The sequence below is a fragment of the Jatrophihabitans lederbergiae genome (genome assembly GCF_031845305.1).
Taxonomy (GTDB): Bacteria; Actinomycetota; Actinomycetes; order Mycobacteriales; family Jatrophihabitantaceae; genus Jatrophihabitans_A; species Jatrophihabitans_A lederbergiae.
In genome coordinates this window covers 247,855-267,981 of sequence record NZ_JAVREH010000001.1, presented here as the reverse complement: position 1 = coordinate 267,981, position 20,127 = coordinate 247,855, and the positions used below count along the sequence as shown (strand labels likewise).

Sequence of the window (20,127 nt, the reverse complement as noted above, 5' to 3'; positions counted from 1 at the left end):
ACGTGGCGAGTCTAGGCGCGCGGTGTGCGCCGCCCACCGGCGGCTGGAGAGGGATTCCTCAGTGCGCCCAGCTGCTCGCCGGCGTCCCTCGGCGCAGGGCCGCGAAGAACATCGCGTCGGTGCCGTGCCGGTGCGGCCAGAGCTGGACGGTAGCCGAGTCGGGCAGTCCGCACACCGTGTTGAAGGCCGGCCGGGCGTCCAGCAGCTCGAGGGTGTCATCGGCCTGCAGCGCGCGGGTGATGTGGTCCTCGGTCTCGGCCAGGTGCGGCGAGCACGTCACGTAGGCGACCACGCCGCCCGGCCGGACGAGCCGCAGCGCCGCAGCGAGCAGCTCGTCCTGCAGCGGAACGAGGTCGGCGAGATCGTCGGGGGTACGCCGCCAGCGGGCTTCCGGCCGCCGTCGCAGCGCCCCGAGGCCGGTGCACGGCGCGTCCAGCAGCACCCGGTCATAGCCTCGCTCGTCCGGCTGCAGCTTGCGTGCATCGCCGACCCGGACGTCGACGTCCCAGCCCTCGGTCGCGCGGGTGATCAGCTCGGCGCGGTGCGGGTGCAGCTCCTGGGCGGTGAGGTGCGCGCCGCGGTCCGTTGCCAGCGCCGCGAGCAGCGCGGCCTTGCCGCCGGGGCCCGCGCAGAGGTCCAGCCACCGCTCGTCCGGCCCGGACAGCGGCAGGGCGGCCAGCGCCAGCGCGCAGAGTTGGCTGCCCTCGTCCTGTACCCCTGCCTGACGCCCCTTGATCGCGGGCAGTGCCGCCGGCTCGCCGCCCTCGGTGAGGCGCACCGCGTACGGCGAGTACGGGCCGGGCGTGCCGCCGGACTGGGCCACCAGCTCGTCCCGTTCGATCCGCCCGGGCCACGCCACCAGGTGCGTCTCCGGACGGGCGTCGTCGGCTGACAGGGCCGCCTCGATCTCGGCCGGGTCATCGCCCAACACGTCCGTGAACGCCCCGACGATCCAGCCGGGGTGGCTGTGGCGCACAGCAAGCTGTCCCAGCGCGGAGGCACCCTCGGTGATCTCGGCACACCAGGTGTCGAAGTCGCGCGCGGCGACCTTGCGCAGGACGGCGTTGACGAAACCGGCCGCCCGAGTGTTGCCGGTCGAGCGTGCCAGGTCGACGGTGGTGGCCACCGCGGCGTGCGTGGGAATCCGGGTTCGCAGCAACTGGTACGCGCCCAGGCGCAGCAGGTTCAGCACCGCGATCTCGATGTCGGGCAGCGGCCGGGTCGAGCACCGGCGCAGAACCTCGTCCAGGGTGCCGGATGCGCGCAGACAGCCGTAGCTCAGCTCGGTGGCCAGCGCCGCGTCCCGGCCGGTGAGCCCGGCGGCGCCGAGCTGGTTGGGCAGCGTCAGGTTGGCGTACGCGTCGTCCTTGGACACCGCCTGCAGGACGGTGAAGGCCACGGTGCGGGGCTTGTCCATCAACGGTTCCCCGCCTCGGTGGAAACGGCGGTGTGGGCGCCGCCGTGTGCCAAGATGTCGCCGGAGCTCAGGCGCAGGCCGCGAGCCCAGTCCGCGGCCGGCATCGGCTTCTTGCCCGCCGGCTGGACGGTGCCGAGCTCGACCGGGACGGTGGCGGTGCCGACCAGCACCGAGCGCTTGGTGATCCGCAGGTCCCCCGCCGGCAGGGCACTTTCGGAATCAACTGGCGTCACCGGGCCGAGCTTGAGCCGCTCGTCTCCGAAGGCGGTCCACGCGCCGGGTGCGGGGGTGCCGGCCCGGATTCGCCGGTCGATGGCCAGCGCCGGCTGGTCGAAGCGAATCTCGGCGTCGGCAGTGCTCAGCTTCGGTGCGAGGGACACGCCGTCCGGGGACTGCGGTTGCGGGCGCAGCGAGCCGTCGGCGATGCCGTCCAGGGTGGCGGCCAGCAGCGCGGCACCGCCCTGGGACAGCCGCTCGAGCAGGTCGCCGCTGGTGTCCCGCGGCCGGATCAGCTCGGTCATCACGCCGAACACCGGGCCGTCGTCCAGCCCGGGCCCGATCAGAAAGGTGCTGGCACCGGTGCTGTCGTCGCCGTGCAGCAGCGCGTGCTGGACCGGGGCCGCACCGCGCCAGGCCGGCAGCAGCGAGAAGTGCAGGTTGACCCAGCCGCGCCGGGGCAGGCTCAGCGCCGGCTCGCGCAGCAGCGCTCCGTAGGCCACTACCGGGGCGCAATCGACGTCGAGCTCGCGGAGCCGGTCCAGGAACTCGGGCTCGGAGGGGCGGGCCGGCGTCAGGACCTCGACGCCCGCGGACTGGGCCAGCTCGGCCACCGGTGACCGGACGAGCCGCCGACCGCGTCCGGACGGGGCGTCCGGACGGGTCAGCACCGCGACGACCTCGTGGCCGGGGTGCTCCAGCAACGCGCGTAGCGAGGGCACCGCCGCTGCCGGGGTGCCCGCGAAGAGCAGTCTCACGCGGTCGAGCCTCGGCCGGCCGATCCCGGCGCGAAGATCCCGGCGTGCGGGCTGAGTTTGACGACCGGCGGAGTGAGGCCGGCCCATTCGGCGTTGCGGATCTCGGCGAGCGCCGCCTTGCGGGTCTCCGGGTCGAGCCGGTCGATGAACAGCACGCCGTCGAGGTGGTCGACCTCGTGCTGGATGGCGCGCGACAGCTTGGCGGTGCCGACGACGGTGATCGGGTCGCCGTAGTAATTCTGCCCGTGCGCAACCACATGTTCGAGCCGGCGGCAGTCCCAGAACAGGCCCGGAATGGAAAGGCAGCCCTCGGGTCCGTCCTGGGTCTCCTCGGACGGAAAGTGCAGCACCGGGTTGATCAGGTGACCCTGCTCCTCCTCCGACACCCGGTACGTGAACACCCGCAGCCCGACGCCGACCTGCGGAGCCGCGAGGCCCGCACCCGGCGCGTCGATCATGGTCTCGGTCATGTCGTCCACCAGCCGGCGGAGCTCCTTGTCGAACACTGTCACCGGTTCGGCAGGCGTACGGAGGACGGGATCGCCGAAGAGGCGGATGGGCTGCACGGTCACGAGGCCCAGTCTATGGACCCTTCGCGTGGGCGGGGCAGCCACGGCGCAACGCGCGCGTTACCGGATTGCCACGCAGTCCCGGTAGTAGTTAGTCTGGCTAACGAAGAAGGGAATCACTGTGTCCACAACTGCCGCGCACGACCGGCGCATCGCGCTGTCCGTCACCACGGTCGGCATCCTCGCCGCCACCTTGAACTCCTCGATCCTGTTGATCTCGCTGCCGGCGATCTTCGAGGGTCTCGGGCTCAACCCGCTCGCCCCCGCCAACATCTCCTACCTGCTGTGGATGCTGATGGGCTATCTGCTGGTGACGGCCGTGCTCGTGGTGACCTTCGGCCGCCTGGGCGACCAGTACGGTCGGGCCAAGCTGTTCAACCTGGGATTCCTGGTGTTCACGGTCGCCTCCGTGCTGTGCGCCCTGGTGCCCAACACCGGGTCGGCGGGAGCGCTGGAGCTGATCGCGCTGCGGGTCGTCCAGGGCGTCGGCGGCGCCATGCTGACCGCCAACTCCACCGCCATCATCACCGACGCCTTTCCTCCCGACCGCCGCGGCTTCGCCCTCGGCGTCAACCAGGTCGCGGGCATCGGCGGGTCCTTCGCCGGCCTGGTGGTCGGCGGCCTGCTGTCGGAGTGGCACTGGCGCGCGGTCTTCTGGGTGAGCGTCCCGATCGGCATCTGGGGCACCTGGATGGGCTACCGCACCCTGCGTGACAAGCCGCGCGACAACCGCGTCAAGACTGCGATCGACTGGTGGGGCAACCTGACGTTCGGTATCGGCCTGATCGGGATTCTGGTGGCCATCACGTACGGCCTGCAGCCCTACGGCGGACACACCATGGGCTGGACGTCGCCCAAGGTGCTCACCGGTCTGATCGGCGGCGTGGTGCTACTTCTCGCCTTCGGCATCATCGAGACCCGCGTCAGCGACCCGATGATGGACCTCAAGCTGTTCCGGATCCGGGCGTTCGCCGCGGGCCAAACGGTCAACTTCCTGTCCTCGATGGCCCGCGGTGGCCTGCAGTTCATGCTGATCATCTGGCTGCAGGGAATCTGGCTGCCGCTGCACGGCTACGACTTCGCCAGCACTCCGCTGTGGGCCGGCATTTACATGCTGCCACTGACCATCGGCTTCCTCGTGGCTGGACCGGCCTCCGGCGCGCTGTCCGACCGGTTCGGCGCGCGGGCGTTCTCCACCGGCGGGCTGTTGCTCACGGCCGCCACCTTCGGCGGGCTGATGGCCATTTCCGCCGACTTCAACTACCTGATCTTCGCGACGTTGCTGGCCCTGAACGGCATCGGCATGGGGCTGCTCGCGGCGCCCAACTCCGCCGCGATCATGAACTCCGTGCCGGCGCACGAGCGCGGTGCCGCCTCGGGTGTCCGGGCGACCGGGATGAACGCCGGCATGGTGCTGTCCATGGGCGGGTTCTTCACCCTGATGGCGGTCGGGCTGGCGGCTCGGCTCCCCGACTCGATGTACGCCGGCCTGACCCGGCTCGGCATCAGCCCGGACGCGGCGCACACCATTTCGCACACTCCCCCGGTCGGCACCCTGTTCGCGGCGTTCCTCGGCGACAACCCGATCAAGGCGCTCGTGGAGCAGGTCGATCCCCAGCAGTTGCAGCCGGGCTCGGGCGTGGACGTGGCCACCCTCACCGGACGCTCGTTCTTTCCGCACCTCATCGCCGACCCGTTCCGGCACGGCCTGGCCATCGCGTTCGGCGTGTCGATCGTCATGCTGCTGATCGCGGCCGTCGCCTCGCTGATGCGCGGTGAGCGGTTCGTGCACGGCGAGACGGGCATGGTTGCAGTCGACGCCGTGGATGCCGATGCCGTGGATGCCGATGCCGTGGATGCCGATGCCGTGGATGCTGACGCCCCGAGCCACGAGAGTGCCGGGGTGGCGCTGGCCCGTGAGGCTGCCGCGCTGGACGGCATCCCGGATCAGGACGTTGCCTTCGAGGAGGCGCTGGCCGACCACGGCGGGGTCTCCGACCGCTAGCCCCGCTGTCATGAGCGCGGCCCCCGTATGCACGGCGCCGCCCCGTCCCGGCGGGGTTGGTATATCCCTGAGCCGCCATGGCGGCCGGACGGCATACCAACCTCGGGCGCTGCTAGAAGAGCTCCAGCGGATCGAGGGCGACCCGGACGGCGGAGCCCGATTTCTTCGCCGACCGGATCGCAGCGGCCGCGTGTAGCGCCTCCGCTAGGGCGATGCCGTCGCGACGGGGAACCCGGATCAGGCTGCGGAGCTGCTCGACCGGCTCCGGACCCCGGGCCGGCTGCACCGGAACCGAGCCCAGCTCCTCGGCGGAGGCCGGCAGCTGGGCCAGCGACAGCAGCTCGGCGATGTCGGCAGGGGCGCCGGTGAGCGAGGCGAGCCGGGACACCGGCGGAAAGTCCAGCTCGCGGCGGTCGGCCAGCTCCCGCTCGGCATAGCCGGCCGGATCCCACCGGACCAGGGCCTGTACGACGGGCAGGGACTCGTCGGCGCCCACGATCACGGTCCCGTCCGGAGCGACCAGCGACACGGCGTTCGCCCACCGGCGCAGGGCCTCTTCGGCCGCCCGCAGGTCCGGTCGGGACAGCAGCGACCAGCCGTCCAGCAGCAACGCCGCACCGTAGCCACCGGGCACGCTGGGTTCGGCCCCAGGCGTGGCGACCACCACAGAGGGTCCGGCCGGGATATCGGTGAGGACCGCGTCCCCGGCGCTGGTGCGGGTGACCACACCGGGGAACGCGCGTCCGAGTTCTTCGGCGGTCCGACTCGACCCCACCACACTGGCCCGCAGCTGGGTGCCCTGGCACAGCGGGCAGTGCCAGTCGACCGCGAGGCGTCCACACCAGCGGCAGGTGGGCACGGCCTGCCGGGCCGCCGCGGCGAGCGGGCCGTGGCAGTGCTCGCAGCGGGCCGGACTGCGGTCGCGGGCACATGCCAGGCTCGGTTGATAACCGCGCCTGGGCACCTGCACCAGCACCGGACGGTCGGCGGTGAGTGCGGCCCGGGCCGTCCGGAAGGCCAGGGCCGGCAGCCGCGCCGAGCGTGCCGCCGGGTCACGCTCCAGTTCGACGTCATCGCCCAGGGCGACGATGCGGGGCGTAGCGGCGCGCAGCACCGCGCGGTCGGCGACGATGGGCTGGGCCCAGCCGGATTCCACCAACAGCGCCGATTCGGCGGTCCGGGCGAACCCGCCGACCAGCAGCGGCACGCCGCCCATCGCCGACCGGAGCACGGCGACGTCACGGGCGTGCGGATAGGGCGCGCGGGGCTCGGCATGCAGGTTGTCGCCGTCGTCCCAGACCACGATCAGCCCCAGGTCGGCCACCGGCGCCAGCACCGCGGCGCGGTTGCCGACCACCGCCTTGACCGCGCCACGGCGGACGGCCAGCCAGCGCCGGTAGCGTGCCTCGGGTCCCAGGTCCGCGGTGAGCGTCACATGCGCGCCCTTCGGCAGCAGGGCGGTGAGCGCCTCGTCCACCCGGCGGGCGTCCCGGGCATCCGGAGTGACCACCAGCGCGCCATGGCCTGCGGCAAGGGCCGCCTGCACGGCCTCGGCGATCCGGGCGGCCCAGTCCTCGTCCGGCGTGGCATTCCATACCGCTCTAGCGGCACGGCCGTTCGAGACGGCGGTCAAAAACGCCGCGCCGGCACGGTAACGAGCCCAGCGCGAGGTGTCCGGCGGCGTGGGCAGGGGGGACGGCTGGGCGGACACGGCTGCTTCGGCGCGGGCATGCCGGGGCGGCACTCCCAAGCGAAGCACGTCGGCGAAGGTGCCGGCCCAGCGGTGTGCGACTGCGTGGAACAGCTCTGTGGTCTCGGGCGTCAGCACCGGCTCGTCACCGACACCCCGCTCCAGGTAGGCCAGCCTGCCGTCGTGCTCGCTGGCTTCGAGCCGCCGCAGCACCCAGGCGTCGAGAAGGCGCCCGGCGAAGCGGACCCGAACCCGTGAGCCGGGCACGACGACGTCTGCCAACTCCGCGGGAATGAGATAGTCGAAGGGCCGGTCCAGGTGCGGCAGCGGAGAGTCGACCATCACCCGGGCGACCGGCAGCGTGTCCGCGGGGTGCCGGTCACGGCGCGGCGAACCGGCGGGCCGGGTCACTCGTGCCCGTCCGGTCGGGTTGGCCTGCGTCGTGCTCACGGGATATGCCTACCAGCCGGCACCGACTGTTCCGGTATCCGATTCAGCTCAGCCCGAACCAGCTCAGCCGCACAGCACAGCGGGGCCGGACTCCGAAGAGCCCGACCCCGCTGGTAATCGAGTGCGATCAGCTATTGGCAAGCTTCGCGAGCTGGTCGGCGCGGTCGGTGCGCTCCCAGGTGAAGTCGGCGTCCTCCCGGCCGAAGTGACCGTAGGCGGCGGTGTTCTGGTAGATCGGCCGCTTCAGGTCCAGATCGCGGATGATCGCACCCGGCCGCAGGTCGAACGTCTCGTTGATCGCGTCGATGATCTTGTCCACGGGAACCGTCTCGGTGCCGAAGGTCTCGACGAACAGCCCGACCGGCTCAGCCTTGCCGATCGCGTACGCGACCTGCACCTCGACACGGGTCGCGAGCTTGGCCGCGACCACATTCTTGGCGACCCAGCGCAGCGCGTACGCGGCCGAGCGGTCCACCTTCGACGGGTCCTTGCCCGAGAAGGCTCCGCCACCGTGGCGCGCCATGCCGCCGTAGGTGTCGACGATGATCTTTCGGCCGGTCAGGCCGGCGTCACCCATCGGGCCACCGGTCACGAAGCGGCCGGTCGGGTTGACCAGCAGGCGGTAGTCCGAGGTGTCGATGGACAGGCCCTCGAGCACCGGCTTGACGACGTGCTCCTCGATGTCGGGCTTGAGCAGGGTGTCGAGGTCGATGTCCTCCGCGTGCTGGCTCGACACGACGACGGTGTCCAGCCGGACGGCCTTGTCGTCGACGTACTCGATGGTGACCTGGGTCTTGCCGTCGGGACGCAGGTAGGGAACCGTGCCGTTCTTGCGGACCTCGGTCAGCTTCTCCGACAGCCGGTGCGCCAGCCAGATCGGCAGCGGCATCAGTTCGGGGGTGTCGTCACAGGCATAGCCGAACATCAGGCCCTGGTCGCCGGCACCCTGGGACGCGATGGCGTCCTCGGCCTCGTCGGCGTGCTCGACGCGCGCCTCGTAGGAGGTGTCCACGCCCTGCGCGATGTCCGCGGACTGCGCGCCGATGGAGACGCTGACGCCGCAGGACTCGCCGTCGAAGCCCTTGCGCGAGGAGTCGTAGCCGATGCCCAGGATGGTCTTGCGGACGATCGCGGGGATGTCGGCGTAGGCGCCGGTGGTGACCTCACCCGCGATGTGCACCTGCCCGGTGGTGATGAGGGTCTCGACCGCGACGCGGCTGGCGGGGTCCTGGCTCAGCAACGCGTCGAGGATGCCGTCCGAGATCTGGTCGGCGATCTTGTCGGGGTGCCCCTCGGTCACTGATTCCGAGGTAAAGAGGCGACGGCTCACGAATGCTCCTAGAGGTGTGATGGCGAACTGAGTCTAACGAGGAAGTAGGCCCGCGACCGCATCGCACACGGCGGCGGCGAGCACCATTTTGGGCCCGAGGGGGATCTGGACCTCGGAGCCGTCGGCGCCGAGCAGGACACCGGCGTTGTCCGGTTGGCCGAAGGCCTTGCCCTCGCCCACGGCGTTGACCACGAGCAGGTCACACCCCTTACGGGCGAGCTTGGCGCGGCCGTGCGTGAGGACGTCGCCGTCCTCGTCACCGGTCTCGGCGGCGAAGCCGACGATCACCGCCGTGTTGAGCTGGCCGGTGGCTCGTCCTGCCACGAGTTCGGCGAGCACATCGGGATTGCGGACCAGCTCGATCGCGGTCGGCGCCGCGTCGGACTTCTTTATCTTGCTTCGGGCGCGGGTGAGCGGGCGGAAGTCGGCGACGGCGGCGGCCATGATGACGACCTCGGCGTCCTTGGCCGCGCCGTGCGTCGCCTCCCGAAGCTCCTCGGTGCTCGACACCCGGAGAACCTCTGTGCCGGCCGGCGGCGGAAGATCGACATTGGCGGCCACCAGAGTGACCCGGGCACCCCGTGCCGCGGCCACAGTCGCGAGATCGAAGCCTTGCCTGCCCGATGAGCGGTTGCCGAGAAAGCGCACCGGATCCAGCGGCTCACGGGTGCCACCGGCAGTGATGAGAACGCGTCGGCCGATGAGGTCAGGCGATAGCGCGTCGGGGCGGCGAAGCAGCAGCTCGGCGAGCCGCGCGATCTCGGCCGGCTCGGGCAGCCGCCCCTGACCGGTGTCGGATCCGGTCAGCCGGCCGGAAGCCGGCTCCACCACCACGGCGCCACGGCGGCGCAGGGTCGCCACGTTCTCTACCGTGGCGGGGTGCTGCCACATCTCGGTGTGCATGGCCGGCGCGAACAGCACCGGGCAGCGCGCGGTCAGCAGGGTGTTGGTCAGCAGATCGTCGGCGAAACCAGAAGCGGCCTTGGCGAGCAGGTCAGCGGTGGCCGGCGCGACGAGCACAAGGTCTGCCCGGCGGCCGAGCTGCACGTGCGGCACGTCCTCGGCTGCGGTCCAGACATCGGTCGCGACCGGATTGTGCGACAGGGCGGCCCAGGTCGGCGCACCGACGAACTTCAACGCGGACGCGGTGGGGACCACCGTGACATCGTGGCCGGCCTCGGTGAGCTTGCGGAGCAGGTCGGCGACCTTGTAGGCAGCGATGCCGCCGGCGACGCCGAGGACGATTCGCCGGACGGCCGGCAACGCCGGTACCTCGGGCATCGAACCTGACATCGCTTCAGTTCCCGGACCCGAGCGGGTGTCAGGCTTCGGAGGGCTTGAACTCGATCAGATCCGAGTTGATCTCGCGCAGCGCGATCGACAGCGCCTTCTCTTGGGGAGCGGTCTCGACCATCGGACCGACGTACTCGAGCAGGCCCTCACCGAGCTGGCTGTAATAGGCGTTGATCTGGCGGGCACGCTTGGCGGCCACGATGACGAGCGCGTACTTCGAGCCGGTGCGGTCGAGCAACTCGTCGATCGGGGGGTTGGTGATGCCTTCAGGGGTGGGACCAGAACTGGTGGTCACGCGCATAGCCTCAAATTCAGTCGGGGTGCGTCACCCGGGCCGACGCCACCGTGCTACTCGTACTGCTGGCGCGGTTCAGCCCGACTCGGCGCAGATTCGATTCATCTTATCAACTTGGGAGTACCGCCCTGGCCGTACCCGCAAGGCCCTCAGGTATCGGTGTGGGCAAGGTCACCCGTGTCGCCCCGTCCGGGCGCTAATGTTCTGCCCACGTCAGGTTGGCTGACGCCCCACGTTGCCCGGCCCACTGATCGGAGGCCCGACGGATGAGTTCATTGCGCGTCGCGGTGCTGCGCGAAACCGTCCGCTCCGAGCGCCGGGTGGCGCTCGACCCGGACGGGGCCAGACGCCTGAAGGCCGCAGGGCTGGAGGTGCTCGTCGAGACCGGAGCCGGCGCGTCCGCCTGGTTTCCCGACGCCGGTTACGCCGCTCAGGGCGCGCGCATCGTCGACCGTGCCACCGCCGTCGCCGAAGCCGGCCTGGTGCTGTCGGTCGGCCAGCCGGACGCTGACGTGGTGGACCAGCTGCGCCCGGAGCAATCCTGTCTCGGCCTGCTCGCGCCGCTGACAAGCCCGGATCTGGTCAGGCGGCTGTGCCGCGCCAAGGTCACCGCCATCAGCCTGGACGGGCTGCCGCGAACGCTGACCCGCGCGCAGGGCATGGACGCGCTGAGCTCTCAGGCCAGTGTGGCGGGGTACAAGGCGGTGCTGATAGCCGGCGAGCACTACGACCGGTTCTTCCCGCTGCTGATGACCGCCGCCGGCACCTCCAAGCCGGCCGCGGTGCTGGTGCTGGGCGCCGGCGTCGCCGGACTGCAGGCCATCGGCACCGCCCGCCGGCTCGGCGCGGTGGTCAGCGGTTACGACGTGCGCCCGGCGGCTCGCGAGGAGGTGAAGTCGCTCGGTGCGAAGTTCATCGAGCTGGAGGCGGGGATTGCTGCCGCCGGAACCGGTGGCTACGCCCGCGAGCTGACCGCCGACGAGCGCGAGGCGCAGCAGCGTGAACTAGCAGAGCACATCGCCCGGCACGACATCGTGATCACCACCGCCCAGGTGCCGGGCCGGGTTCCACCGCTGCTGGTTCCAGCGGACACGGTCGCCCGGATGCGGCCGGGATCGGTTCTGGTGGACCTGGCGGCGAGCGCGCTGGGCGGCAACGTGGCCGGGTCCCGTCCTGGCGAGACACTGGTGACCGACAACGGCGTCACCGTCGTCGGAGCCGCCAACCTGCCGGCCCGGATGCCGACCAGTGCGTCACAGGCGCTGTCGCGCAACATCTCGGCGCTGGTGACCCATCTGGTCCGCGACGGCGAGCTGGCGATCGACCTCGCCGACGAGATCCAGCGCGGGGTCGTGGTGACGCACGGCGGCGAGATCGTCTCCACCCCGGTTGCCGCCGCGGTAGCGGCCAGTGAAGCCGCCGCGGTAGCGGCCAGTGAAGGGGCCGCGGTAGCGGCCAGCGAACAGTCAGCCACCCACGCGGGAGAAACAGCATGAGCGGCGGCTTCGTCGGCGACCTGACCATCTTCGTACTGGCGCTGCTGGTGGGCTTCGAGGTGATCAGCAAGGTGCCCGCCACGCTGCACACGCCGCTGATGTCGGGCGCCAACTCCATCCACGGCGTGGTGCTGGTGGGCGCGGTGATCCTGTCCTCGTTCGTGGACGGCCCACTCGGCTACGTCCTCACCTTCCTGGCTGCCGCCTTCGGTGCCGCCAACGTCGTCGGCGGGTACGCCGTGACCGACCGGATGCTGCAGATGTTCCGCAAACGCCCGGCAGCGGGTTCAGTAGCCGGCTCGACAGCGGTACCGAGCTCGCCGGCGAAGCAGGACGGCACCAGATGAGCGGCGTGGACACCGGCGTCCGGCTGGCCTCGCTGTTCGCGGCGGTGGCCTTCGTCCTGGGCCTGCACCTGATGAACTCCCCCGCCACCGCACGGCGCGGGAATCAGCTGTCGGCGTTCGGAATGCTCGTCGCGGTGCTGGCGGTCCTGGTGTCGGTCAGCCACGGCGGCTCCATGACCCTCACCCGCTGGCTGGTACTCGGCTGCGGCGCGCTGATCGGCGGAGCGGCCGGGCTGTACTCGGCGCGGACGGTCGAGATGACCCAGATGCCGCAACTGGTCAGCCTGTTCAACGCGGTCGGCGGCGGAGCGGCGACCCTGATCGCCCTGGCCGACTACCAGCGCGACACCTCGGTGTCGGCAGGCGTCGCCACCGCGACGGTGCTGGACGTGGTGATCGGCGGCGTGACGTTCTCGGGATCGCTGATCGCGGCGGCAAAGCTGCAGGGCCACTGGAGCCAGCCGGTGAGCTTTCCCGGCGCACGGTTCGCCTCCGCCGCGCTGACGCTGGCCGCGCTCGCCGCCGGGGTGGACGTGATCGCCGGCGCGCACAACGCCTGGATCCTGACCATCGTCGTGGTGACGGCACTGGGCATCGGCATCCTGATGGTGCTGCCGATCGGCGGCGCCGACATGCCGGTGGTCATCTCGTTGCTCAACGCGTTTACCGGAACGGCCGTGGCGATGGCCGGGTTCGTCCTGGGCAACGCCACACTGACCATCGCCGGTGCCCTGGTCGGCGCGTCCGGTGGCATCCTCACCAAGCTGATGGCCGACGCGATGAACCGCTCGGTGCTGAGCATCATCGCCGGCGGCTTCGGCACCGGGGCCACCGGGGTGGAGGTGGCCGGCGGCTCGGGCGGCACGGTGAAGTCCATCGCCATCGACGACGCCGCGCTGCAATTGGCCTATGCCAGCAAGGTGATCGTCGTTCCGGGCTACGGCCTGGCCGCCGCGCAGGCCCAGCACGAGGTGCGCGAGCTCGGCGAGCTGCTGGAGAGCCGCGGCATCGAGGTCTCGTACGCGATCCATCCGGTGGCGGGGCGGATGCCCGGTCACATGAACGTGCTGCTGGCCGAGGCGAACGTGTCCTACGACCAGCTGCGCGAGATGGAGGACGTGAATCCCGAATTCGACCGGACGGACGTGGTGCTGGTGGTCGGTGCCAACGACGTCACCAATCCCGCGGCCCGGCGTCCGGGCAATGCGGTGTCCGGCATGCCGATCCTGGACGTCGACCACGCGCGCAGCATCATCGTCGTGAAGCGCTCGATGGCCTCTGGCTATGCCGGAATCGACAACGAACTCTACGGCGACCCGAAGACCAGCATGCTGTTCAGCGACGCGAAGAAGGGGCTCGCCTCACTGGTGGCCGCGACCAAGCTGGTGGACTGAGCCCGCACCCGCTCAGCACGGCCGACCGTACGCAGCGCGCTCAGGCGTCCACGACGCTGATCAGCGAGACCACCTCGGCGGCGGCACGCTCGACATCGTCGTTCACCACGACCACGTCGAACTCGTCGTGTGCCTCCAGCTCGACCTCGGCTTGTGCCAGTCGCGCCTCGACGACCTCGGTGGCCTCGGTGCCGCGACCGACGAGCCGGTCCCGCAGCTCCCGCACCGACGGCGGGGCGAGAAAGACGAAGCGCGCCTCCGGCATCCGCTGCCGGATCTGCCGTGCGCCCTGCAGCTCGATCTCGAGCAGGGTGGGACGGCCGGCCGCGAGGTGCTGCTCGACCGGCTTGCGGGGAGTGCCGTAGCGGTGCCCGGCGAAGCTGGCGTATTCCAGTAACCGGTCGGAGGCGATCAAGTCATCGAACTCGGCGTCGCTGAGAAAGTGGTACTGCACGCCGTCGGCCTCGCCGGGTCGGGGGCGCCGGGTCGTGCACGAGATCGATACCCACACGTGGGGGAACAGCCGGCGCACCTCGGCGACCACCGTGCCCTTGCCCACGCCCGAAGGTCCGGACAGCACGGTGAGGCGGGCGGGTTGCGGCGTGGGTGCGGCTTGCTCGGTCATGCCAGCGATTGTGCCGCGTGCGCGATACGGGTGAGTAACGCGGCCCGCCCGTCGCGTGCACTACAGGCTGCGCAAGGCTGTCCGGCGAGTGCAGCGTGAGTACAGCTCGATCCGACTACCGATCAGGCGCGCAGGAACGTGAAGTCCGCGATCACTCGCTCCGCGGCCGACCGCAGTGCCGGCACGTCCGGACCGGCGCGGAGCACCTCCCGCGAGACGCTGGGCAGCACCGCTGGCAGGGCGGCGCCGAAGATCCGTCGCACATCGTCGACGGTTCCGCCCTGGCTGCCGATTCCCGGAACCAGGTACGGGCCGTTCAGCTCCCCGAGTTCGGCAACCGACTCGCCGATGGTCGCTCCGACCACGACCCCGAAGGAACCCAGCGGAACGGCGTCGCGGTTGCGCTCCGCCAGCTCGTCGATCACCGACTGGGCGACGGTGCGGCCGTCGGACAGCCGGGCGTGCTGGACCTGCGGTCCCTCCTTGTTCGAGGTCAGCGCGAGGGTGAACACGCCGGCGTCGTGCTGAGCCGCGAGGTCGAAGGCCGGGTCGAGGGACCCCACGCCGAGATAGGGGCTGAGCGTCAGCGCGTCGACGGCCAGGCTGGACGCGGGATCGAGATAGGCCTGCGCGTAGGCGGCCATCGTCGATCCGATGTCGCCGCGCTTGACGTCCAGCAGCACCAGCGCGCCGGCGTTCCGAGCCTCCGCGATGGTGCGCTCCAGCACCGCCACGCCGCGCGAGCCGAACCGCTCGAAGAACGCCGACTGCGGCTTGACCACGGCCGCCACCGGCGCGAACGCCTCGACACAGGTCAGCGCGAAGCGTTCCAGGGACACCAGATCGTCCACGAGCCCCCACTGCGTCAGCAGCGCCGGGTGCGGGTCGATGCCGATGCAGGCCGAGCCGCGCGCGGTCAGTGCCTTGTCGAGCCGGGCGCCGAAGGTCATACCGGTGCCCCGGCCCGGGCGAAGAACGCCGCCTGCTCCTCGGCGCTGTGATGGGCGAAGCCGACGGCCTCGCCGACCGAGGAGAAACCGCGCTGGTCGAGTTCATGGTTCAGCTCGGCGAGGATCCGGATCGGAGCGGTCGGGTCGTGGAAGACGGCGGTGCCCACCGATACCGCGGAGGCTCCGGCCAGAATGAACTGCAGCGCGTCGCGACCGGTCAGGATGCCGCCCATGCCGAGCAGGGGCAGGTGCGGAACCGCCTGGTGCACCTGCCAGACGCAGCGCAGCGCCACCGGCCGGATCGCCGGGCCGGACAGGCCACCGGTCACCCCGCCCAGCGCCGGCCGCATGGTGTCCAGGTCAATCGCCAATCCCAGCAGGGTGTTGATCAGCGAGATGCCGTCGGCACCGGCGTCGGCGACCGCGCGGGCGATCACCCCGATGTCGGTGACGTCGGGCGACAGCTTCGCCAGGATGGGGACGTTCGGGTGCGCGGCCCGGCGAACCGCCGAGATCACCCGGCCGGCCGCGATCGGATCGCACGCGAAGACCTGGCCGCGGCTCTCGACGTTCGGGCACGAGATGTTGACCTCGATGGCGTCCAGCTTGTGGTTGTAGAGCCGTTTCGCCAGGGCCACGAACTCGTCGGTGTGGCCACCGGCGATGGACACCACCGCGCGCGCTCCGTGGTCGCGCAGCCACGGCAGGTCGTTGGCCAGGAATGAATCGATGCCCGGTCCCTGCAGGCCGATCGAGTTGAGCATCCCGCTGGGCGTCTCGGCCATCCGCGGGGTCGGGCGTCCCGAGCGGGCCCGCAGCATGATCGACTTGGTGACGATGCCGCCGAGGTCGGCGACATCGAAGAACTGGCTCAGCTCGCGGCCGGCCGCGGCGCAACCGGAGGCGGTCAGCACCGGGTTCGGCAGTGCGAACGAGCCCAGCCTGGTGTTCAGATCGGCCATCTCAGCGTCCCATTCCGTCGGCGCCGTGCAGGTCGGCCGGCAGCGTGCCCACGTCGGCCCACCGCACCTGTCCCGCCTCGAAGACCGGTCCCTCGACACAGGACCGGACGAAGCGCGACACCCCGTCCACTCCGCGCACCGGCAGCACGCAGGTCATGCAGACCCCGATGCCACAGGCCATCGCCTCTTCGACCGCGACCTGGGCGGGAATGGCGTGCGCCTGCGCGACCTCACCCACCGCGCGCAGCATCGCCATCGGTCCACAGGCGTAGACGATCTCGGCGCCGAGCCGGCTGATCACGCCGGGCAGCGGATCGGTGACCCACCCACGCTGGCCGGCCGAACCGTCGTCGGTGGTCACGGTGACCCGGCCGATCAACCGCTTGGCCTGCAGCTCGCCGAACAGCCGGTCGGCCGTCGCCGCGCCGATGATGATGTCGACCTCGCTGCCCCGCTCGATCAGTTGCTGGGCCAGCGGGATGAGCGGCGCGGTGCCGTAACCGCCGCCGACCAGAACCACCGGAACCCCTTCGGGTGGAAGGGTAAAAGGCACCCCCACCGGCCCGACCAGGTCCAGCTGCGCGCCGATCGGCTGGCGGACCAGCCACTCGGTACCGGGGCCCTGGGGTGCGACCACGAACTGCACCGTACCGGCGTACTGGCTGCCCGGCTTCACGCCGTACAGCGCGAACGATCGCCGCAGCAGCATCGACGTCGCCGGACCGCCGACCGCGACCGCCACGAACTGGCCGGGACGAAACGAGCGGGCCACCCCCGGCGCGACGACGGTGAACTGGGTGTAGCTGCCCAGCCTCGTCACGTCGAAGATCTCGCCGCTCTCCTGGACCGGACGGGCAGCGGCCGCGGACTTCCCGGTTGTCTCGGTGCTCATTCAGATCCCTCTCGCCAGCTGTTCAGCGCCAGATGATGTGACTGCAGGGACGACACCCCGACATCGCCCCGGATCAGTTCCTCGATGCCCTGCACGGCCGCCGCGATGGCCTGGACCGTGGTGAGGCAGGGGATGCCGGCCTGCACCGCGGCGGTACGGATCTCGTAGCCGTCCATCCGGGGCCCGGAGTTGCCCGGTGACCCGAAGGGCGTGTTGAGGACGAGGTCCACCAGGCCGGCCGCGATCTCTTCGACGATGTTGCCGGGGCCGTCGGAGAACTTGCCGACGACCTCGGCCCCGACGCCGTTGCGGGTCAGCACCTGCGCCGTTCCGGCCGTGGCCAGGATCCGGAAGCCCAGGTCGTGCAGCCGGCGCACCGGGAAGATAGCGGCGCGCTTGTCCCGGTCGGCGACCGACACGAACACCGTGCCCTTGACCGGAAGCGAACCGTAGGCGGCGGCCTGGGATTTCGCGAACGCGGTGCCGAAGATCCGGTCGAAGCCCATCACCTCGCCGGTGGACTTCATCTCGGGCCCCAGGATCGAGTCGACCTGGTCACCGGCCGGGGTCCGGAAGCGGTGGAACGGCAGCACCGCCTCCTTGACCGCGATCGGGGCGTCGGCAGGCAGGTCACCGCCGTCCCCGGTACGCGGCAGCATCCCCTCGGCCCGGAGCTCGGCGATGGTGGCGCCGACGGCCACCCGGGCCGCGGCCTTGGCCAGCGACACCGCGGTGGCCTTGGACACGAAGGGAACCGTCCGGCTCGCCCGGGGGTTGGCCTCCAGCACGTACAGCAGATCGCCGCTGAGGGCGTACTGGACGTTGAGCAGGCCGCGCACGCCCACGCCCCGAGCGATCTTGAGGGTGGCCCGGCGGACCTCGGCCACGGTGCTGCTGCCCAGGGTGATCGGTGGCAGCGCGCAGGCCGAGTCGCCGGAGTGGATGCCGGCCTCTTCGATGTGCTCCATCACTCCGCCGAGGTACAGGTCCGTGCCGTCGTACAGGGCGTCGACGTCGATCTCGACGGCATCGTCGAGGAACCGGTCGACCAGCACGGGGCGGTCCGGCGCGATGTCGGTGGCGTTGGCGATGTACGTCGACAGGCCGTGCTCGTCGTAGACGATCTCCATGCCGCGGCCGCCCAGGACGTAGGACGGCCGGACCAGCACCGGATAGCCGATCGAGTCGGCGACGGCCTTGGCCTGCGGAAAGGACGTCGCCAGGCCGTGCTTGGGCGCGATCAGGCCGGCCTCGGCCAGCACCCGGCCGAACTCGCCGCGGTCCTCGGCCAGGTCGATGGCCTCCGGCTGGGTTCCGAGCACCGGCACGCCTGCGTCCTTGAGACCCTGCGCCAACCCGAGCGGAGTCTGGCCGCCCAGCGTGCAGATCACGCCGGCGACCGTGCCCGACTGCTGCTCGGCGTGCACCACCTCGAGGACGTCCTCGAGCGTCAGCGGCTCGAAGTACAGCCGGTCGGCGGTGTCGTAGTCGGTGGAGACGGTCTCGGGATTGCAGTTGATCATCACGGTCTCATAGCCGGCACCGCCGTCCAGCGGAGCTGCCCGCAGCGCCATCACCGCGTGCACGCAGGAGTAGTCGAACTCGATGCCCTGCCCGATCCGGTTCGGCCCGCTGCCCAGGATCAGCACCTTGGGACGGTCGGGCTGGGCGGCAACTTCAGTCTCTTCGTCATAGGTGGAGTAGTGGTAGGGCGTGAGTGCCGCGAACTCGGCCGCACAGGTGTCGACGGTCTTGTACACCGGGCGGATGCCGGAGCGGTGACGCAGCGTGCGCACGCCCTGCTCCCCCGCCAGCTCCGGCCGCAGCACCGCGATCTGGCGATCCGACAGGCCATGACGCTTCGCTCGCAGCAGCAGCTCGGGGCTGAGCACCGGCGCCGCTGAGACCGCCGTCCCGGTTTCGATGATCAGCGCGAACTGGTCGACGAACCAGGGGTCGATACCGGTCGCCTCGGCCACCGCCGTAACGGAGGCACCCGCCCGCAGCGCCCGTTCGATGGCGTAGAGCCGGCCGTCGGTCGGCACCGAGGCGATGCCGAGCAGCTCGTCGACCGACCGCAGTTCGGCCGACCAATCGCCGGGGCCGGTGGCGTCGGCGGTCCAGAAGCCGGCTGCCTTGGTCTCCATCGAGCGCATTGCCTTGCCCAGCGCTTCGGTGAAGTTGCGGCCGATGGACATCACCTCGCCGACGGACTTCATGTGCGTGGTGAGCACCGGATCGGCACCGGGGAACTTCTCGAACGCGAAGCGCGGAATCTTGACGACCACGTAGTCCAGCACCGGTTCGAAGCACGCCGGCGTCGCGCGGGTGATGTCGTTGCTGACCTCGTCCAGGGTGTAGCCGACCGCGAGCTTGGCGGCGATCTTGGCGATCGGGAAGCCGGTCGCCTTGGACGCCAGTGCCGAAGACCTCGATACTCGCGGGTTCATCTCGATCACGATCATCCGGCCGCTGTCGGGGTCGATCGCGAACTGGATGTTGCAACCGCCGGTGTCGACACCGACCTCGCGCAGCACCGCGATGCCGATATCGCGCATGTGCTGGTACTCGCGGTCGGTCAGGGTCATCGCGGGGGCAACGGTGATCGAATCACCGGTGTGCACGCCCATCGGGTCGACGTTCTCGATCGAGCAGACCACGACCACGTTGTCCTTGCGGTCGCGCATCAGCTCCAGTTCGAACTCCTTCCAGCCGAACACGCTCTGTTCGACGAGCACCTCGTGCACCGGCGAGGCGGCCAGCCCGCGTGAGACCTGGGTGCGCACCTCGTCGGCGGAGTTGGCCATGCCCGAGCCGAGGCCGCCCATGGTGAACGAGGGCCGGACGACGATCCGGTTGTCCACCGTTGCGGCGAAGGCCAGCGCCTCGTCCAGGGTGTGACACACGGCGGAGGACGGGACGTCGCCGCCGACGGTGCGGACGATGTCCTTGAACTTCTGCCGGTCCTCACCGCGCTGGATCGCATCGATGTCGGCACCGATGAGCTCGACGCCATGCCGCTCCAGCGCCCCGGACTCGTGCAGGCTGACGGCGAGGTTGAGCGCGGTCTGTCCGCCCAGGGTCGCCAGGATCGCCTCGACCGGATGTCCGAGGTCCCGTTCGGCGCAGATCACCTTCTCGACGAACTCCGGCGTAAGCGGCTCGATGTAGGTCGCATCGGCGAATTCGGGATCGGTCATGATCGTGGCCGGGTTGGAGTTCACGAGGCTGACGCGAAAGCCCTCATCGCGCAGCACTCGGCACGCCTGGGTACCCGAGTAGTCGAACTCCGAGGCCTGACCGATCACGATGGGCCCGGAGCCGATGACGAGGATGTGGTTCAGGTCCGTCCGCTTGGGCATTACAGGCTTACCTTTCGCTCTTCGCGCGAGCGCTCATCGCCAGCTCGATCCGCTCCTCGCTCCGCTGCGATGCTCA

General features: G+C 70.7%; 16 protein-coding genes. 4 read left to right on the top strand and 12 right to left on the bottom strand.

Annotation, left to right across the window (positions count from 1 at the left end):
- Window positions 1-58: 58 nt before the first annotated feature.
- From RM423_RS01250 to def, 3 genes are read right to left on the bottom strand one after another with little or no spacing between them, the layout of a single operon-like run.
- Window positions 59-1,417 (bottom strand): RsmB/NOP family class I SAM-dependent RNA methyltransferase, encoded by a 1,359-nt coding sequence (locus RM423_RS01250; RefSeq protein WP_311421170.1) that lies wholly within the window; start codon window positions 1,415-1,417, stop codon window positions 59-61.
- Entirely contained in the window at window positions 1,417-2,391 is a 975-nt protein-coding gene (fmt, locus tag RM423_RS01245) for a methionyl-tRNA formyltransferase (protein WP_311421169.1), read from the bottom strand. Before fmt ends, RM423_RS01250 begins: the two co-directional genes overlap by 1 nt.
- The gene (def, locus tag RM423_RS01240; protein WP_311421168.1) at window positions 2,388-2,963 is read right to left on the bottom strand and encodes a peptide deformylase; all 576 of its coding nucleotides are present in this window, start codon (window positions 2,961-2,963) and stop codon (window positions 2,388-2,390) included. Before def ends, fmt begins: the two co-directional genes overlap by 4 nt.
- A 118-nt stretch (window positions 2,964-3,081) precedes the next feature.
- Here def and RM423_RS01235 point away from each other — a divergent pair, with 118 nt between their 5' ends.
- Window positions 3,082-4,965, top strand: coding sequence for an MFS transporter (locus tag RM423_RS01235; protein ID WP_311421167.1), 1,884 nt, complete (start codon window positions 3,082-3,084; stop codon window positions 4,963-4,965).
- 112 nt (window positions 4,966-5,077) lie between these two features.
- Here RM423_RS01235 and RM423_RS01230 read toward each other — a convergent pair whose 3' ends face one another.
- The 4 genes from RM423_RS01230 to rpoZ all read right to left on the bottom strand — a co-directional run bounded on the left by RM423_RS01230 (window position 5,078) and on the right by rpoZ (window position 10,029).
- On the bottom strand, window positions 5,078-7,105 hold the full coding sequence (locus RM423_RS01230) for a primosomal protein N' (protein ID WP_311421166.1): 2,028 nt from the start codon (window positions 7,103-7,105) through the stop codon (window positions 5,078-5,080).
- A gap of 127 nt (window positions 7,106-7,232) precedes the next feature.
- Window positions 7,233-8,435, bottom strand: coding sequence for a methionine adenosyltransferase (metK, locus tag RM423_RS01225; RefSeq protein ID WP_311421165.1), 1,203 nt, complete (start codon window positions 8,433-8,435; stop codon window positions 7,233-7,235).
- 33 nt (window positions 8,436-8,468) lie between these two features.
- A complete protein-coding gene (gene coaBC / locus RM423_RS01220) occupies window positions 8,469-9,716 on the bottom strand; it encodes a bifunctional phosphopantothenoylcysteine decarboxylase/phosphopantothenate--cysteine ligase CoaBC (RefSeq protein WP_311421164.1) in 1,248 nt (415 codons plus the stop codon).
- 40 nt (window positions 9,717-9,756) lie between these two features.
- Window positions 9,757-10,029 (bottom strand): DNA-directed RNA polymerase subunit omega, encoded by a 273-nt coding sequence (gene rpoZ / locus RM423_RS01215; protein ID WP_396327539.1) that lies wholly within the window; start codon window positions 10,027-10,029, stop codon window positions 9,757-9,759.
- Between the two features lie 260 nt (window positions 10,030-10,289).
- Between rpoZ and RM423_RS01210 the strand changes: the two genes are divergently transcribed.
- The 3 genes from RM423_RS01210 to RM423_RS01200 are packed head-to-tail and all read left to right on the top strand — an operon-like array spanning window position 10,290 to window position 13,260.
- Complete coding sequence (locus RM423_RS01210; protein ID WP_311421162.1) at window positions 10,290-11,519, top strand: NAD(P) transhydrogenase subunit alpha; 1,230 nt, start codon at window positions 10,290-10,292, stop codon at window positions 11,517-11,519.
- The gene (locus RM423_RS01205) at window positions 11,516-11,866 is read left to right on the top strand and encodes an NAD(P) transhydrogenase subunit alpha (RefSeq protein ID WP_311421161.1); all 351 of its coding nucleotides are present in this window, start codon (window positions 11,516-11,518) and stop codon (window positions 11,864-11,866) included. The genes RM423_RS01210 and RM423_RS01205 overlap by 4 nt, the downstream gene beginning before the upstream one ends.
- A complete protein-coding gene (locus RM423_RS01200; RefSeq protein ID WP_311421160.1) occupies window positions 11,863-13,260 on the top strand; it encodes an NAD(P)(+) transhydrogenase (Re/Si-specific) subunit beta in 1,398 nt (465 codons plus the stop codon). Before RM423_RS01205 ends, RM423_RS01200 begins: the two co-directional genes overlap by 4 nt.
- 40 nt (window positions 13,261-13,300) lie before the next feature.
- Here the strand turns inward: RM423_RS01200 and gmk are convergent, their stop codons facing one another.
- From gmk to carB, 5 genes are all read right to left on the bottom strand, one after another.
- A complete protein-coding gene (gene gmk / locus RM423_RS01195) occupies window positions 13,301-13,885 on the bottom strand; it encodes a guanylate kinase (RefSeq protein WP_311421159.1) in 585 nt (194 codons plus the stop codon).
- A gap of 122 nt (window positions 13,886-14,007) precedes the next feature.
- On the bottom strand, window positions 14,008-14,835 hold the full coding sequence (gene pyrF, locus RM423_RS01190) for an orotidine-5'-phosphate decarboxylase (protein WP_311421158.1): 828 nt from the start codon (window positions 14,833-14,835) through the stop codon (window positions 14,008-14,010).
- The gene (locus tag RM423_RS01185; RefSeq protein WP_311421157.1) at window positions 14,832-15,797 is read right to left on the bottom strand and encodes a dihydroorotate dehydrogenase; all 966 of its coding nucleotides are present in this window, start codon (window positions 15,795-15,797) and stop codon (window positions 14,832-14,834) included. The genes pyrF and RM423_RS01185 overlap by 4 nt, the downstream gene beginning before the upstream one ends.
- Window position 15,798: 1 nt before the next feature.
- The gene (locus RM423_RS01180) at window positions 15,799-16,689 is read right to left on the bottom strand and encodes a dihydroorotate dehydrogenase electron transfer subunit (RefSeq protein ID WP_311421156.1); all 891 of its coding nucleotides are present in this window, start codon (window positions 16,687-16,689) and stop codon (window positions 15,799-15,801) included.
- On the bottom strand, window positions 16,686-20,051 hold the full coding sequence (carB, locus tag RM423_RS01175; protein WP_311421155.1) for a carbamoyl-phosphate synthase large subunit: 3,366 nt from the start codon (window positions 20,049-20,051) through the stop codon (window positions 16,686-16,688). The genes RM423_RS01180 and carB overlap by 4 nt, the downstream gene beginning before the upstream one ends.
- Window positions 20,052-20,127 lie beyond the last annotated feature (76 nt).